Genomic DNA, 15,402 nt, shown 5'->3' with positions numbered 1-15,402 from the left:
CACGCAGAATTATTGCCAATTAACGGTAGATGCGAGGGTTAGTTGCACCCCAAATAGTGTAATGCTCAGGTAAAATACGGCCGCTACGCTCTTCGGTTTCATCACTGGTGATAACGTCTTGACCTTGTGGGCCAAAGATCACTACTTCGCTATTCGCTTTAACATCAACGATATCCGTTACATCGACCATGGTGGTATTCATGGATGCCATACCAACGACTTTTGCACGCTGACCATTGATCAGCACTTCAGCTTTATTGCTGAGTGAACGAGCAAAACCATCAGAGTAACCAATGGGTAGGTTAGCTAATACAGAATCACGCTCTAATACCGCGGTGCTGCCGTAACCTATGGTGCTACCTGCTGGAAAGTGGTGCAGCGATGCAATACGAGTTTTGAATGAAACAATGCGTTGGAATGGTGCTTTTGCTGGATAGTCACCATATAGCATGCCGCCAGGGCGAACCATGTCTAGATGTGCCTCTGGTAAGTTTAATGTGATGTAAGAGTTCGCTACGTGAAGGGTGATATCTTCACGGGAGAGATCTGCACTGTCGATTAGCCATTGTGTTTCCACTTTAAAGCGTTCAACTTTACGCTTGATTTCGTCGAGACCTTCATTGGGGAAGTGGGTCATCATGCCTACGATTTCTAGATTAGGATCACCTGCGATTTGTACGCCTTCAACTTGGCCTGCGTATGTTGTTAAATCTAAACCGTTACGACCCATACCAGAAGTGTTAAGAGCAAGATGAACTGGGATCGTAGTACCGTGTGTGCGTGCAATTTCAATGATTTGATCGGCTTGTTCTTTGGTGCCGATTAGTTCTTCCATGTGGAAATCTAGACCGCCTTCGATTTCGTTGCGGCTAGCCGCACGTACACGCATGATTTTACCTGTGTAGCCATGTTTACGGACTACGCGCGCCTCTTCGTTACTTGTGATACCAACACAAGCTACATTGTTCGCGATAATAGATGGCATTAAGCCTGCGATACCGTTACCGTAAGCATCTGCCTTCATAATGGCGCAGATTTTTGTGTTATCAGCTAGTTGGTTTTGAAGCAGCTGAATATTGTTAGAGAAAGCATGCGTATCAACTTCTAACCATGCATTGCTTGATTCAACGCGTTCTTCTCGTTCGCTGTTGTCAAAATCGACAAGTAAAGGAGCTGCTTGGGCTGTAGTTTGGCCCATAAGAGCAAGTGCGATTAAGCTTAATTTTAATTTCACAGTGTTTTTCCTGTTGTTTATAGTAAAGGTATTTATCAGTTAAAGCGTGAATAGCTGAACGACATCGCGTAGCGTGCCAGTTCGACGCTTTAGCTCTTCAACACCTTGTTGTGCCTCTTGCGTTGAGAGGCGGTTTTCGTTGGCACTGTTACTCAGTGCTGCAACATTTGAGGATAAGTGTTCAGCAGCAAAGGCTTGCTCCTTGACCGATTCAGTAATTTCTTCCATTCCTTCGGTAACGGAAATAATTTCAGCACGGAAACCATTGAGGGAGTCGTTGGCTTGATCTGCGTGTTGAACACAACTATCGACCTGACCGACAGCCTGTTGCATGGTATCTGTGGTACTGCTGGTATCGCTTTGAATCGAAGTGATCATCGAGCCAATTTCGATGGTCGCTTTGGCTGTCCGTTCAGAAAGTTGACGTACTTCGTCAGCAACAACAGCAAAGCCTCGCCCTTGATCACCGGCACGAGCGGCTTCAATAGCGGCATTTAATGCGAGTAAGTTCGTTTGGTCGGCAATGTCTTTGATCACTTCAACAATTGAGTTGATATCGTTTGCACGACTGTCTAGTTGGTGCAGTTTTTCTGCGACTGTGTTGGTTTCATGCTGAACGCTTTGCATGCCAGTCACCGCGTGGTTGATTGCACCAACGGTATTTTGAGTATGTTGCTCAAAGCTGGTCATTTTTTGGTTGGCTTCATTAACCACGCCCGAAATACTTTGTGAACTGGTCGCTAGCTCTTCAATGGCGGCAGCGCTGTTACCAACATTTTCAGCTTGTTCTACCGAACGCTCGGTGACTGCTTGAACCAATAGATCAAGCTGAGTCGTAATGGCTGCTACGTTATCCGTTGTGTGGCTAACTTCTAATAGGCGTTCTCGTAATGCTGCCATGAAAGTATTAAAAGATGCGGACATCATGCCGACTTCATCTTGGCTTGTTACAGGTACACGTTGAGTAAGATTCCAGTCACCATTTGCAATGTTTAATAGCACTTTGTTAAGTGCGTTAATGGGTTCCACGATACGAATGGCAATGAAGCGTGCAGCAAGTAGCGACAGCGCCAAGATGATCATTGCAGTGAAACAGACTTGCTTTAGCTCTTGATTCAGTAGCTCATCAACTTCTTTTAACGCGAGGTCGACACCAATAACATACGTTTCTCCTTGAGCGTTACGCATTGGAATAAAGATAGAGCGGTAGCGACCAAATTCGCCTTGGTATTCTTCAAATTGAATGCGCTTCGTTAGAAAGGCTTCGCGCAGCATTTTGGGAACGATTTGGTATTCTTCTAAATACCACTCTTTGTATTGACCACTGCGAGCTTCATCGGAACTGTGGTTGATATAGGTGTAGTAGACACGGTCGTTTTTCATCACCGTTGAGTACGCCCAATCTAATTCAGAACCTTGGGTAAATTGGGTGAGTTGCTGGCTGATAGCATCGTAATCGTTATGGGCTTTATCTAACTGATTGTGTTTATTTACGCCGATAATTTGCTGAGTAGCGTAGGCTGCTGTTTTTAGTTCTGAGTCAATGCCAGCTAATGTTGAATTCTCTAATGTTTGGTAAGAGAAGTAAGATAATGAGATCGTTATGAGTAGTGATAATGCAGCAAAAAAGGCTGCAAGTTTCGCCTTTAAATTCCAATTTATGGTCATGTTATTATTAGCTTCTTAAGTGTGATCTTGGTTCCATATGTTTGCTTATGTAAAAAGCGGCATAAAAATCCAAGGAGTTAACTGTTTTAGAAGCGATTGCCTGCTTTGTGACCAAGTTCTAAGGCGAAGAGGAGTATGGTTGCGCCATTATTGACGCAAACTGAGTAAATATAACGGGAGGATGTGGCTAAAGAGGGATTATTCAAGGTGTAAGTCGAGTGGGGTTTTACTGCTTCGCCCACCAATTTCTCGTGTTAATTTAGGGACTAAATACCCTGAGACTTCCTGCATTAACCCTGCCATAAGCTCTTTGGCTTCCACATCAGTGACCATGAAGTGGGCTGCGCCTTGTACCTTGTCTAAGACATGCAGGTAATAAGGTTGAATACCTGCATCGAACAGGGATTCGCTTAAATTCACTAAGGCCTCTACGGTGTCATTCACGCCTTGTAGCAATACACCTTGGTTTAATAAGGTGACATTGGCTTGCTTCAATTTTTTCATGGCTGCGGATAAGGCAGAGTTAATCTCATTAGCATGGTTGATATGGGTAACAACAATGCATTGAAGACGCGTATTATCCAGCAATTGGCATAGCTCATTTGTGATACGGCTGGGTATGACCACAGGCAAGCGGGTATGGATCCGTAATCGCTTAATGTGTGGGATTGTTTCGATCCTTTCGATCAACCAAGCCAGTTCATGATCTTTCGCCATTAAAGGATCACCACCTGACAATATCACTTCATTGAGCTCTGGATGGGCAGCAATATAATCAAGGCTCACTTGCCATTGACGTTTACCACCTTTGTTATCCTCGTAGGGGAAATGGCGACGGAAACAGTAACGGCAGTTCACCGCACAGCCGCCTTTTAAGATCATAAGTACACGGTTTTTATATTTGTGCAGTAATCCCGGTGTTTCATTATCTTGCTCTTCGAGAGGATCTAACGAATACCCTGCGTGCACATCAAATTCTTGCGCCAATGGCAGTATCTGACGTAAGAGGGGATCGTGTGGGTTGCCTATTTCCATTCTTTCAACAAAACTTATCGGTACGCGTAGCGCAAACAACTTTCGGGCTTCTAACCCTTGTTGCCATGGTTCTGGATCGATATTTAGCGTTTTAAGCAAAAGAAAGGGGTCAGAAATCGCATTAGTCAGCTCTTTGAGCCAGTTTTGCTCAACAGATGATGCGTTTCGGGTTACTATATGCGGCATTAAATACAACTCGAAGATGTTAAGAGGATAGAAATGGCGTCTTTCAGCACCAATGAATTCCGCAGCGGAATGAAAATTATGCTAGATAATGAACCATGTGTCATTATCGAAAACGAATTTGTTAAGCCAGGTAAAGGCCAAGCATTTAACCGTGTTAAGATCCGTAAGCTACTATCAGGCAAAGTGCTTGAGAAAACTTTTAAATCTGGCGAGTCAGTTGAAGCTGCAGACGTAGTCGACATCGAGCTTGATTATCTATACAACGATGGCGAATTCTACCACTTCATGGACAATACTTCATTTGAACAGCTTGCTGCTGACGTGAAGTCTGTTGGTGATAGCGCTAAATGGTTGGTAGAAAACAATACTTGTACGCTAACACTGTGGAATGGTAACCCTATCACAGTAACACCACCAAACTTCGTAGAACTTGAAGTGACTGAAACAGATCCAGGTCTGAAAGGTGATACTCAAGGTACAGGTGGTAAGCCTGCGACACTATCAACTGGTGCCGTAGTACGTGTACCACTGTTCATCGCTATTGGTGAAGTGATCAAAGTTGATACGCGTTCAGCTGAATACGTAGGTCGTGTGAAGTAATTACACCGCATGCAATAAAAAAGGTCGCTAAGGCGACCTTTTTTGTATCTATGATTTTCTTTCGCTTGTTATCACGATTACTCGTTATCTGCGTCTGCACGCCAGCTCATTGCACTGGCAATAGTAGCGACAGCCAGTACGTCTTTCTGGTTGGCGGTGAGGTTAGGTAGCATTTGTAGCGAGATACTGCCGTTGGTGTAGATAGCCGCGACACGTTTGCCATCTTGGCTAACATGAAAACCTGATGGGTTATCTGTTTTCATAAAGCTTCCTTCGATCTGATGATCGGACGTGAGTTGGTAGCGGATGTTATTCATTTCAATAAAGCCTTCAACTTCTTTGGTTGTTCCTAGCTTAATGGCACCACTTTTATCTCGTAACTCTACTTTGCCGACATTGTTTTTACCATCGAGGATCTGACAGGTGTAAGGATCGGATGAACCAACAGAAATTCCCCCAAAGTTCACACCTGTATAGCCACCGCTACACATTAGATTCCATGTATGATCGTTGCTGACCTTGATAACACGAGCGACAAGTTCTGCGTTAACGTCATCAATCGGCATCCACCAAGTATTGCTCTTATCTCGGCTGTAATCGCCTTTATATAGGCCTGCCATATCGAAATTACCGCTACGACCTAATCCCCAAAACATACCACTGGTCTTTACCGCGATTTCGGGCTGCTGCTTAAGCGCATCATCCACTTTAATTTTAGTGGTGACGGCCCCACAGCCGGCCAGGGTGAGTAGAGTTAGAGAGGTGATAGCAAATTTTTTCATGAGGCATCCTTATAGGATTATTTATTGAATGGTGTTTTATTAAGTTGGGAAGGATACTTGAACCCGGTGTGTTTTTCATCTTACTGACGAAGTTTTTGCGTATGGAGCACACAAAATAAGAAAGTAAAATAGGTTGAAGCTGCGTGATAAATTGAAGGCATAAAAAAACACCGCCGAAGCGGTGTTTTTGAGGCTAGGTTATCTTGATGATTAGATCATGAATACAAAGATAACAGCCAGCGCAGACACTAGAAATGCTGTTGCGTAACACGCAATTTTACCAGCAACGCCTGTGTGGAATTTCAGGTCATGCATACCGTGGTGTAAACGGTGCATTGCATGCCACATTGGCAGTGCTAATGTCGCGATAGTGAATAGCGCACCAATGATGCTAGTTACAAAGCCTGTAACGCGCTCGTAGCTCATTGCTTCTGCATCGATCATGCCTAGCGGCACCATGATACCCAGAACAAGCACTGTTACTGGTGTTAGCATTGCGAACCAAGTACCACCAGCACCGAACAGACCCCACCATACTGGCTCGTCAGAACGTTTAGGATTTAGATTGACCACGTGGTTCTCCTTAAACTAGTACTAGAACGAATAGTGAGATTGCTGCAACAGCGGCCCACTGTGCTAGCACAACAATTTTCTTATCAAGTGTTTTGCCTTTGATTTTAATCGGCATTACTTGAGGCATCATGCTGAAGAATGTTTGTGCGTGGAACAAGCTACCCGCAAGAGCGAGGATGTTCAGCACAACAACAACAGGGTTAGACATGAAGCTTAACCAAGTTGCCCATGCTTCAGGGCCTTTCACTAGGCTACCTAGACCGAAGGTCAGACAGATAGTGAAGAAAATTAACGGTAAAATTGTTGCTTCACGAACCATGTAGAAGCGGTAGAAAGGGTGATCTTTCCACCATGTACGTGTCATTTCACGAACGTAAGGTTTACGGTTGCTCATCCTTATGCCTCCTGAGGCTTAATCATGGCAATAACGAAATCTTTAGAAGATTCTACTTTGCCTTGGTTAACTGCTGCCGCTGGATCAACGCTCTTCGGACAAACTTCAGAACAGTAACCCACAAACGTACAACCCCATGCGCCATTTTCGCCGTTGATAAGCTTCATACGCTCATCAGAGCCGTTGTCACGGCTATCTAGGTTGTAACGGTGTGCCAGTGTTAGCGCCGCAGGACCAATGAACTCTGGGTTCAAACCAAACTGAGGACATGCTGCGTAGCAAAGACCACAGTTGATACAGCCAGCAAATTGCTTGTATTTCGCCATTTGCTCTGGTGTTTGGTTGTTCGGGCCATCTTCTGGTGTGCGATCGTTACCAATGATGTAAGGCTTGATTGCTTCTAGACGCTCGATGAACGGTGTCATATCAACAATTAAGTCTTTTTCGATAGCAAAGTTAGATAGTGCTTCGATTTTTAGACCATTCGGGTAATCACGTAAGAAGGTTTTACAAGCCAGTTTTGGCACCTTGTTAACCATCATGCCGCAAGAACCACAGATCGCCATACGGCAAGACCAACGGTAAGCCAGATCTTTGTCTAGGTTATCTTTGATGTAACCTAGCGCATCAAGTACTGACATAGTTTCGTTAAACGGTACTTCAAACATCTCGAAGTACGGTTCTGCGTCTTTTGCTGGGTCATAACGCAGGATTTCAACTTTTTGGATACGATTGCCTGACATTATGCCTGCTCCTCTGCTTGCTTCGCTTCAGCCGCTGCTTCTTCAGCCGCTGCACCGTATAGACGTGCTTTTGGCTGAGACTTAGTGATAGTCACGTCGCTGTATTCAATGCGAGGTGCTTTATCACCGTTGTAGAATGCTAGCGAGTGTTTCAGGAAGTTCACGTCATCACGTTCTGTGCAGTTGTCATCTAGACGTTGGTGCGCACCACGTGATTCGCGACGAAGAATTGCTGAGTGAGCCATTGCTTCTGCAACTTCAAGGCCGTAACCCACTTCAATTGCGTATAGCAGATCCGTGTTGAATACTTTGCCTTTGTCTTTAATGCTGATTTTCTTGTAACGCTCACGAAGCTCGGCAAGTTTGTCGACAGTCGCTTGCATAAGATCTTCTTGGCGGTAGATACCACAACCCGCTTCCATGGAGTGACCCATTTCAGTACGGATATCAGCCCAGTTCTCGTCACCTTCTTGAGAAAGAAGTGTATCGATACGCGCTTGAACCGCAGCGACTTGTTGTGCGATAGCGTCGTCGTTCCAACCTTTAAACTCTTCTGCACGTTTTGCTGCGCCTTCACCCGCTAGGCGGCCGAATACAACAAGTTCTGCCAGTGAGTTAGAACCCAGACGGTTTGCACCGTGAAGACCAACAGATGAACATTCACCAACAGCGTATAGGCCTTTGATGCGTGTTTCGTTGTTCTTGTCTGTTTCAATACCACCCATGGTGTAGTGAACGGTTGGACGAATTGGAATTGGCTCTTCCGCAGGGTCAACGTTCACGTAAGCTTTAGACAACTCACAGATGAATGGTAGACGTTCGTGTAGGTATTCTTTACCTAGGTGGCGCAAGTCAAGGTGAACAACATCGCCCAGTGGGTGTTTGATGGTGTTGCCTTTTTGCATCTCGTGCCAGAACGCTTGAGAAACTTTGTCACGTGGACCCAGTTCCATGTATTTGTTTTTAGGCTGGCCGATTGGTGTCTCAGGGCCCATGCCGTAGTCTTGCAGGTAACGGTAGCCATTTTTGTTCAGCATGATACCGCCTTCACCACGACAACCTTCGGTCATCAAGATGCCTGTGCCTGGAAGGCCAGTTGGGTGGTACTGAACGAATTCCATATCACGTAGTGGTACGCCGTGACGGAACGCCATCGCCATGCCATCACCTGTTACGATACCGCCATTGGTATTACAGTTGTAAACGCGGCCTGCACCACCTGTTGCTAGTACAACAGATTTCGCTTTAATACAGATCAATTCGCCTTCAGCCATGTGAATAGCAACGAGACCTTGTACTTCACCGTCTTCTACCAGTAGATCAACCACGAAGTATTCGTCGAAACGGTTGATTTGCGAGTACTTGATAGACGTTTGGAATAGCGTGTGTAGCATGTGGAAGCCAGTTTTATCGGCTGCGAACCATGTACGCTCAACTTTCATACCACCAAAACGACGAACGTTTACGTCACCGTTTTCTTTACGGCTCCAAGGACAACCCCATTGTTCTAGTTGGGTCATCTCGCGAGTCGCGTTTTCTACAAAATATTCAACAACGTCCTGTTCACATAGCCAGTCACCACCACCAACGGTATCGTTGAAGTGATTGTCTAAGCTATCCTCATCCTTGATGACGGCAGCGGAGCCACCTTCTGCAGCTACTGTGTGTGAGCGCATTGGGTAAACTTTAGAAATCAGTGCGATCTCTAAGTTTGGGTTTGCTTCTGCAGCAGCGATGGCAGCACGTAGGCCTGCGCCACCTGCACCGATTACAGCGATATCTGTGGTAATAGTCTTCACAGCTATCCTCCGAAGGTAAGACGATAAAATTAAAAAAAGTGCGTAGAACGCACTTATCCTTGAAATCCTAATGACTATTCTATGAAACAAATCTTCATGAAAATTTGATTTAGACGCAGCTTTTTCACCGAAATAACCCGAAAGTATAGGTTGATTACATTTTTTGTGATTATTGTCACAAGTTGTCATTACTTATAAATATTAATTAACTGTTTTGAATTGTTTTAGTTGTTTGCAGTGTGTTGCTGGTGTGTTTCATATATTGCGGCTAAGTATCTAAAAATAAAAAGTTTATCAATGCTTCCGCTACGCCTACTAAGAGGTAATGTGCATATAATGATAATTTGGTTGCCAAACTGTGTTGATTTGCGTTGTGTTAATGTGTTCTTTATGTGGCGGTAATGATCTTGGGTTTAACTTTCTGTTCATTATTGTTCATAACTGGCTGTGGTTTTTTAATCGGAAAAAGTGAAATAACTCTCTTAGCTATAACAGAGGTGTTCTGGAGGGTTACGCTAGGTTTCCACATAATAGGTTTGGTAAACTGATGCTCTTTCTATATCCCTTTCAACGGTGAATCCCCATGACTTGGCAACCGACAGCCTCCATCAGCAAGCTAAAGCAGCGTGCTGCTCTTCTGAAAAACATACGAGATTTCTTTGCAGAGCGTGATGTCTTAGAAGTTGATACACCCGCAATGAGCCAAGCGACAGTGACGGATGTGCATCTTCATACTTTTAATACTGAGTTTGTGGGGCCGGGGTATGCACAAGGGCAAACGTTATATTTAATGACGAGCCCTGAATTTCATATGAAGCGCTTGCTTGCTGCAGGAAGTGGCGCTATCTATCAGATTTGTAAGTCATTTCGTAACGAGGAGTCAGGCCGTTATCATAACCCTGAGTTTACTATGTTGGAGTGGTATCGCCCGGGCTTTGATCACCACCAACTGATGGATGAAATGGATGAGCTGCTGCAGCTGATCTTGCAGTGTGCGACGGCAACCCGCATGACCTATCAAGCTGCATTCTTATCGGTACTGAATGTATGTCCACTTGAAGGCTCAATGGCTGAATTAAAAGCGGCTGCGCGAGAACTCGGTTTAGCCGATATTGCAGATCCAGAAGAAGACCGCGATACGCTATTGCAGCTGCTATTTAGTGTCGGGGTTGAAGCAAAGATTGGTTTAAATGCGCCCGCTTTTGTTTATGACTTTCCAGCGTCACAAGCCGCATTAGCACAGATTAACCCTGATGATGCGCGTGTAGCAGAACGCTTTGAGGTGTATTTCAAAGGTATTGAGCTCGCTAATGGCTTTCATGAGCTGTCGAATGGTGATGAACAATTGGCGCGATTTGAAGAAGATAACACTAAGCGTGTCACCATGGGACTAGAACAGCAGCCGATTGACATGCATTTGGTCAATGCGTTGCGTGCTGGCTTCCCTGACTGTGCGGGGGTTGCCTTGGGCATAGATCGTTTGATCATGCTGGCGATTGGTGAGGATCATATCGATCAAGTAACGGCGTTTCCGATCGATATTGCGTAATTGATCCAATTATACTGCTTAAAGTGTGATCCAACGACAAAAGCGCGATACGAATATCGCGCTTTTTTATCGTATGAGGGCGACCAAGCACCATACTAAATACTGCTTTTTTGATAATACGGTGTCATCTAGGTGAGTGATCCGATTATCAAACGGCTAAATAGCTTCACTTTCTCTCATCAGAAAGTGGGGGGAACAGCTAGTTGTTGGTTTAGGTAGCTTCTTCACAAAATGATTCATGAAGATGAAGCGGATAAGGGCAAGTTAGGATTTCAAGGCATCTTATTCGTCAAGCTGAAGAAACTATAAGCAATTTACACCGCAAATGCAAGTGGTTATCATTTGCGTTTTTTGGTTACGCGTGCTGGCTCGGCTTAATTGCTTATGATCAACGCTGTTCCACAAACAGCCAATAGCGCCCCTAGCCAAGCTGTGAATGCGGGGCGTTGGCGAGTATGCCACCAAAGTAGCGGTAATATTATGATGGGGGTGGTGGAGGAGAGTAAGGCGACAACCCCGACATCACCAAAGCGTAACGCATACAGGATCAGCGTCATTCCGAATGCCATCGCAAGCAAGCCATTGAGTGCGACCATGCCTAATATTGGCCAAGAGATAGGGTTTATCGGTTTGGCTATGGGTACTTGTAATAGCCGTAGTAAAAAATGTGCGCCAAATGCGGTGGCCATTCTAATTGCTGAAGCGGCGATGGGGTCGATGGCTGTACTCATTGCTGGTTTCGCTATAATCGCGCCTAGTGACTGGCATAGTGCAGCGGTGAGCCCTAATACTATCGCGATCCACCATTGGCCGCGGGTGGTTTCCCATTGATGGTTTTGCTTTCGTTGACCGAAGAAAATAGCCGTTGCAACGCCACTAAAGACAAGCACACTGCCGATTAATTTCCAGCCTGCCAGAACTTCGTCAAATAACCAGATCCCTAAGAGTGCGGAAAAAATGGCGTGACACGAAAACAGTAATCCGCCACGTCGGGGGCCAATACGGTTGAAACAGGCAAATAATGCGGTATCACCAATAAAGATACCGATTAATCCAGACAACATCATGATAAGTGCTATGTCGAGTTGAACACTGAACCAACCCCCATTGAACCACGCCATACTGGATAGCATGATGGTGACACACGCCATGCGCCAGCGACTGTATGCGAATGCACCAAGATGACGCGCTGGGGCAACTGAAATTAAACTGCTGATAGCCCAAAGTAACGCAGCTCCGAGGGCTAACCATTCGTATCCCATAACAATCCTTGTCGGTGTGAACGCGATGGAAAGGAGAGCGCTTCACATAAAAAAGCACTTTATATTGTCATCGCTATTTTACTTGATGATAGCGATGACATTGATAAAGTCATCAGGATCTTTTTTCATACTCATTGTGAGAAATCATCATCACTAGGCGCGTTATTCCCCTATGTAATGAGATAGGTTTAGTTTACGGTGAACTTAGAATTGTTCTCGCATTTAGCGGCTGTAGTGGGCGCGCATTATTTCCCATTGCTTGTTGTAGTGCTTCTACTTCATCACGAGTGCTTGTGAGGTGTTCTTTGAGTACAAACCAGCGTACACCTTCACTGCAAGGTGGTGTTGTGAGTGAGCCATTAAAGCGGTAATACTCACGACTGCGCGGGAGCAGTTGTGCTGGGTTGATTGCAGTATTGATGGCTTGCTTAGTATTAGGGGGCGGTAATACGGAAAGTAAGGTTTTGATGTTGTCACTTTCACGCTCTCCAGTTGCAAACATAACACCAATGACGGCTAATTCGCCTTGGCTGCTGGCATGGACAAAGTGGGCTTCGAGGGGGAATTGCTTACCTTGTAGGTAGTTTTCGGATGGCGTATGGAAGTGAAACTGCTTGAGTTGGTAAGCTTTACCTGCCAGCGTTAAGGTGTTGTTACCACTGACATTGGCCTGAATGGTATGGCCGTTATTGACTAACTCTGTGATCGATCCTTGATAGTTGATGTGCAGTGGTGTGAGCTGGGCATCTATGGTTTGCTTAATATCGATGGGTGATTGGTTTTTACCTTCACCACATGTTTGAAACGTTTTTCCCCAAGAATCAGGGCCGTGCTCGCCTTGGTAACCCCATTCAGTGGCTGCTTGAGTGTGTATTGGCAGTATCAGTGGAAGTAAAGCACTGAGCCTGATTAACCATGTCTTATCCATTTATTCGTCCTTATTATTTTACCATTGCGCTTGTTTCTTACTGTTTTTATCTTAAGTGATAAAGCGTGTGATGAGCGCGCATGACTGCCCAATACGATGAATTAAAGCTAGACGGCTAACGATAGGGAAGACAACAGATAGTAAGAAAGATGGAAGTCATCTCCCTTTTTAACGCAAAAGTGAAATGAGAAATAAAAAACGCCGAAGCAAGGCTTCGGCGTGGGTAAAGAGTTAAGCGTTATTTTGTCTGCGTCATGGCGTTTTACACTTTGAAGCGAGAAACATCACTGCGCATGGCTTCAGCAGAGGCATTCATATCTCGGGCACTGCTGCTGACTTCTGCTGTTTGAACCGAAAGGTGGTCAGACACATCTTTGATAGCCTGGGTATTTCGGCTGATATCTTCGCTCACAGCACGTTGCTCTTCGGCTGCGCTGGCAATTTGTGATGCCATGTCCGAGATCTCTGTGATGGTTTGGGTAATTTGGTTCAGGCTATCGCTTGCTGCGCCAGCATAATCGACACTTTGTCCTGCCAGCTCGGTACTTGATTGCATGCTATCGACAGCTTGACGGGTATTTTGCTGCAAGGTATCAATCATGCTACGAATTTCTTCAGTAGAATCATGTGTGCGTTTACTCAGTACGCGTACCTCATCAGCAACCACGGCGAAACCACGGCCTTGTTCGCCTGCACGTGCAGCTTCGATAGCTGCATTTAAGGCAAGAAGGTTAGTTTGTTCAGCGATGCCTTGAATGGTCGATAGGATTTGGTTGATATTCTGGGCGTTGCTTTCTAGTTCATGAATTACATTTGCTGCATCTTGAACTTGGTTGGCTAGCGAGGTGATTGCCTCTCGGTTTTGGCTGATCACATGTTTACCAGATTCACAGGCTTCGGTAGAGGCTTGTGCCGCTGATGCTGTCATTTCTGCATGACTAGCCACTTCGGCTGAGGTCGCTGACATTTCATGTATTGCGGTGGCAATTTGGTTTACATCATTTTGTTGATCAGACACTTTCAATGATGCTTGCTCAGCTTGTTCTGCCGATTGCTCTGCATATTGGCTTAGGTTCATTGATTGGCTGACGATACCTTTGATCATCATTTGTAGTTGGCCAAGGAAGCTATTCATGTTCTCGGCCAATTCACCAATCTCATCCATACGTTTGATTTCGATGCGCTGGGTCAGATCACCACTGCCTTGTGCTAATTGTTCAACCGATTTGCTTAGCTCTGTCAGTGGACGTAGTAGGTTAGTAATGATGTAGGTCGCGATAGCTGCAATCACTAAATACAGAACAACAGAGGCAATCAGCACAAATTTCATTTGTTGGCTGATTGAGGCAAAGGCTAATTCCTCATCTTGTACAACACCTAATGTCCATGTTGTACCAGCAATCGGAGTGGTAAAGATAAGCTTATTGCTACCATCACTTTCTTGGAAGAAAGTCCCAACTTGTTGGCCAGAAGCCAGTTGGCGAATAACATCGGCGGTTAATTCGTTATCGAGTTGAGTCAGTGGCTTTTGGCTAAGGGCTTCATCGCGGTAAGCCACAATGCGGTTCTCACCATCGACTAAGAATGCATAGCCGGCGTTATCAATATCGAGGCTTAGCACTTCTTTGATTATGTTGTTAATTGTAAGGTCAGAAGCAAGTACGCCGCTGTATTGGCCTTGGAATGATTTGGCAATACTGACCACAATACTGCCGTCAAAATCTTGGTAAGGTTCAGTAATGATTGTTTTGCCTGCGTTAATCGCATCTCGGTACCAAGGGCGAGTACGTGGGTCATAATCAGCAGGCCAGTCTTCAGTCTTATCACCAAAAGCGATACGGCCATCAGTAAAGCCTGCGTATACCGATAAGAAGTTACCTGCGCGCTTAGTGACTAAGAGTTCACGATCAACGTCACGGTTGGTACTAATAATGCTTTCATTCGCGAGCATCATATCGGTACGAGTATCTAACCAACTGGCAATGAAGTTGCTGGTTGATTTACCGATGTCCGTCATTTGACCGTAAACTTGTTTAGTTGTTTCTGTCTTGAGTTGGCTGATGGATATCCATGCTTGGACAGCACTCACCGAGGCTATAATGATGGCGATGGCCACCTGAATTTTAAACTTGATCGTATGTTTCATCGTGGACTCTCTGATTGTTTTCGCTATTCCATTGCGTGAGTCGCAAAAAGAGTAGAATTATTTTTGTTTGTTAAGGTTATCGACTGATATCTCATTTCATTAATGATAAAGCGCATAAAAGATACAAAGCGCCGATGTTTGATTCGATAATTGTGATCGTTATCTATAAATGCAAGCACTTAATTGCTAATCACATATTCTCATATATGATGGCGCAGTCATGGCTCGGTGAGTTCAATCGGTAAACTTGCTTATCTCGCTACAACTTGCTGTTCAACGGAAATGAACCTTTGCTATGTTTCCTTTGAGTGTTATTTCAGCACCTTTAACCGTGGTGCGTACTCGGAGAGAATGAGGTTGAGATAAAACGCATGTGGAAAATTTATAAAAAGTGCTTAAAGGCATCTTATTTACAATGAGTTCATATATATCTAAATATAAATCCAACTCATTTTTTATTAAATAAATCTCTATTTATTGCGGCTTGGTATTAACACGTCGCT

13 protein-coding genes are annotated in these 15,402 nt (G+C 44.8%); 2 read left to right on the top strand and 11 right to left on the bottom strand.

Going from position 1 to position 15,402, the window contains the following annotated elements; all coding sequences use genetic code 11:
- Positions 1–19: 19 nt before the first annotated feature.
- The 3 genes from alr to epmB form a co-directional block, all read right to left on the bottom strand.
- Positions 20–1,234, bottom strand: coding sequence for an alanine racemase (gene alr, locus OCU77_RS15860; protein WP_084711841.1), 1,215 nt, complete (start codon positions 1,232–1,234; stop codon positions 20–22).
- Between the two features lie 39 nt (positions 1,235–1,273).
- Positions 1,274–2,902 carry a methyl-accepting chemotaxis protein gene (locus OCU77_RS15855; protein WP_048899872.1) on the bottom strand — a complete coding sequence of 543 codons (1,629 nt, stop codon included), beginning with the start codon at positions 2,900–2,902 and terminating at the stop codon, positions 1,274–1,276.
- 198 nt (positions 2,903–3,100) lie between these two features.
- Positions 3,101–4,123: an EF-P beta-lysylation protein EpmB gene (epmB, locus tag OCU77_RS15850; protein ID WP_048899873.1), complete on the bottom strand. Its 1,023-nt coding sequence runs from the start codon at positions 4,121–4,123 to the stop codon at positions 3,101–3,103.
- Positions 4,124–4,156: 33 nt separating this feature from the next.
- Between epmB and efp the strand changes: the two genes are divergently transcribed.
- Positions 4,157–4,723: an elongation factor P gene (efp, locus tag OCU77_RS15845; RefSeq protein WP_048899874.1), complete on the top strand. Its 567-nt coding sequence runs from the start codon at positions 4,157–4,159 to the stop codon at positions 4,721–4,723.
- 77 nt (positions 4,724–4,800) lie between these two features.
- Here efp and OCU77_RS15840 read toward each other — a convergent pair whose 3' ends face one another.
- The 5 genes from OCU77_RS15840 to frdA form a co-directional block, all read right to left on the bottom strand.
- Positions 4,801–5,505 (bottom strand): VV20781 family protein, encoded by a 705-nt coding sequence (locus OCU77_RS15840; RefSeq protein WP_107303043.1) that lies wholly within the window; start codon positions 5,503–5,505, stop codon positions 4,801–4,803.
- A 210-nt stretch (positions 5,506–5,715) separates the two neighbouring features.
- On the bottom strand, positions 5,716–6,078 hold the full coding sequence (gene frdD, locus OCU77_RS15835) for a fumarate reductase subunit FrdD (protein ID WP_048899877.1): 363 nt from the start codon (positions 6,076–6,078) through the stop codon (positions 5,716–5,718).
- 10 nt (positions 6,079–6,088) lie between these two features.
- Positions 6,089–6,472, bottom strand: a complete 384-nt coding sequence (frdC, locus tag OCU77_RS15830; protein WP_048899878.1) for a fumarate reductase subunit FrdC — start codon at positions 6,470–6,472, stop codon at positions 6,089–6,091.
- A gap of 2 nt (positions 6,473–6,474) precedes the next feature.
- Positions 6,475–7,215, bottom strand: coding sequence for a succinate dehydrogenase/fumarate reductase iron-sulfur subunit (locus OCU77_RS15825; RefSeq protein ID WP_048899879.1), 741 nt, complete (start codon positions 7,213–7,215; stop codon positions 6,475–6,477).
- Positions 7,215–9,014, bottom strand: a complete 1,800-nt coding sequence (gene frdA, locus OCU77_RS15820) for a fumarate reductase (quinol) flavoprotein subunit (protein ID WP_048899880.1) — start codon at positions 9,012–9,014, stop codon at positions 7,215–7,217. Before frdA ends, OCU77_RS15825 begins: the two co-directional genes overlap by 1 nt.
- A gap of 583 nt (positions 9,015–9,597) precedes the next feature.
- Here frdA and epmA point away from each other — a divergent pair.
- The gene (epmA, locus tag OCU77_RS15815) at positions 9,598–10,563 is read left to right on the top strand and encodes an elongation factor P--(R)-beta-lysine ligase (RefSeq protein ID WP_390624755.1); all 966 of its coding nucleotides are present in this window, start codon (positions 9,598–9,600) and stop codon (positions 10,561–10,563) included.
- A 374-nt stretch (positions 10,564–10,937) separates the two neighbouring features.
- Here the strand turns inward: epmA and OCU77_RS15810 are convergent, their stop codons facing one another.
- The 3 genes from OCU77_RS15810 to OCU77_RS15800 all read right to left on the bottom strand — a co-directional run bounded on the left by OCU77_RS15810 (position 10,938) and on the right by OCU77_RS15800 (position 14,899).
- Entirely contained in the window at positions 10,938–11,825 is an 888-nt protein-coding gene (locus OCU77_RS15810) for a DMT family transporter (protein WP_048899881.1), read from the bottom strand.
- Between the two features lie 193 nt (positions 11,826–12,018).
- On the bottom strand, positions 12,019–12,753 hold the full coding sequence (locus OCU77_RS15805; protein ID WP_048899882.1) for a carbonic anhydrase: 735 nt from the start codon (positions 12,751–12,753) through the stop codon (positions 12,019–12,021).
- A 262-nt stretch (positions 12,754–13,015) separates the two neighbouring features.
- Positions 13,016–14,899, bottom strand: a complete 1,884-nt coding sequence (locus OCU77_RS15800) for a methyl-accepting chemotaxis protein (RefSeq protein WP_107303041.1) — start codon at positions 14,897–14,899, stop codon at positions 13,016–13,018.
- Between the last annotated feature and the right edge of the window lie 503 nt (positions 14,900–15,402).

This window comes from Photobacterium swingsii, assembly GCF_024346715.1.
Taxonomy (GTDB): Bacteria; Pseudomonadota; Gammaproteobacteria; order Enterobacterales; family Vibrionaceae; genus Photobacterium; species Photobacterium swingsii.
This window is presented reverse-complemented; position numbering and strand designations above follow the sequence as displayed.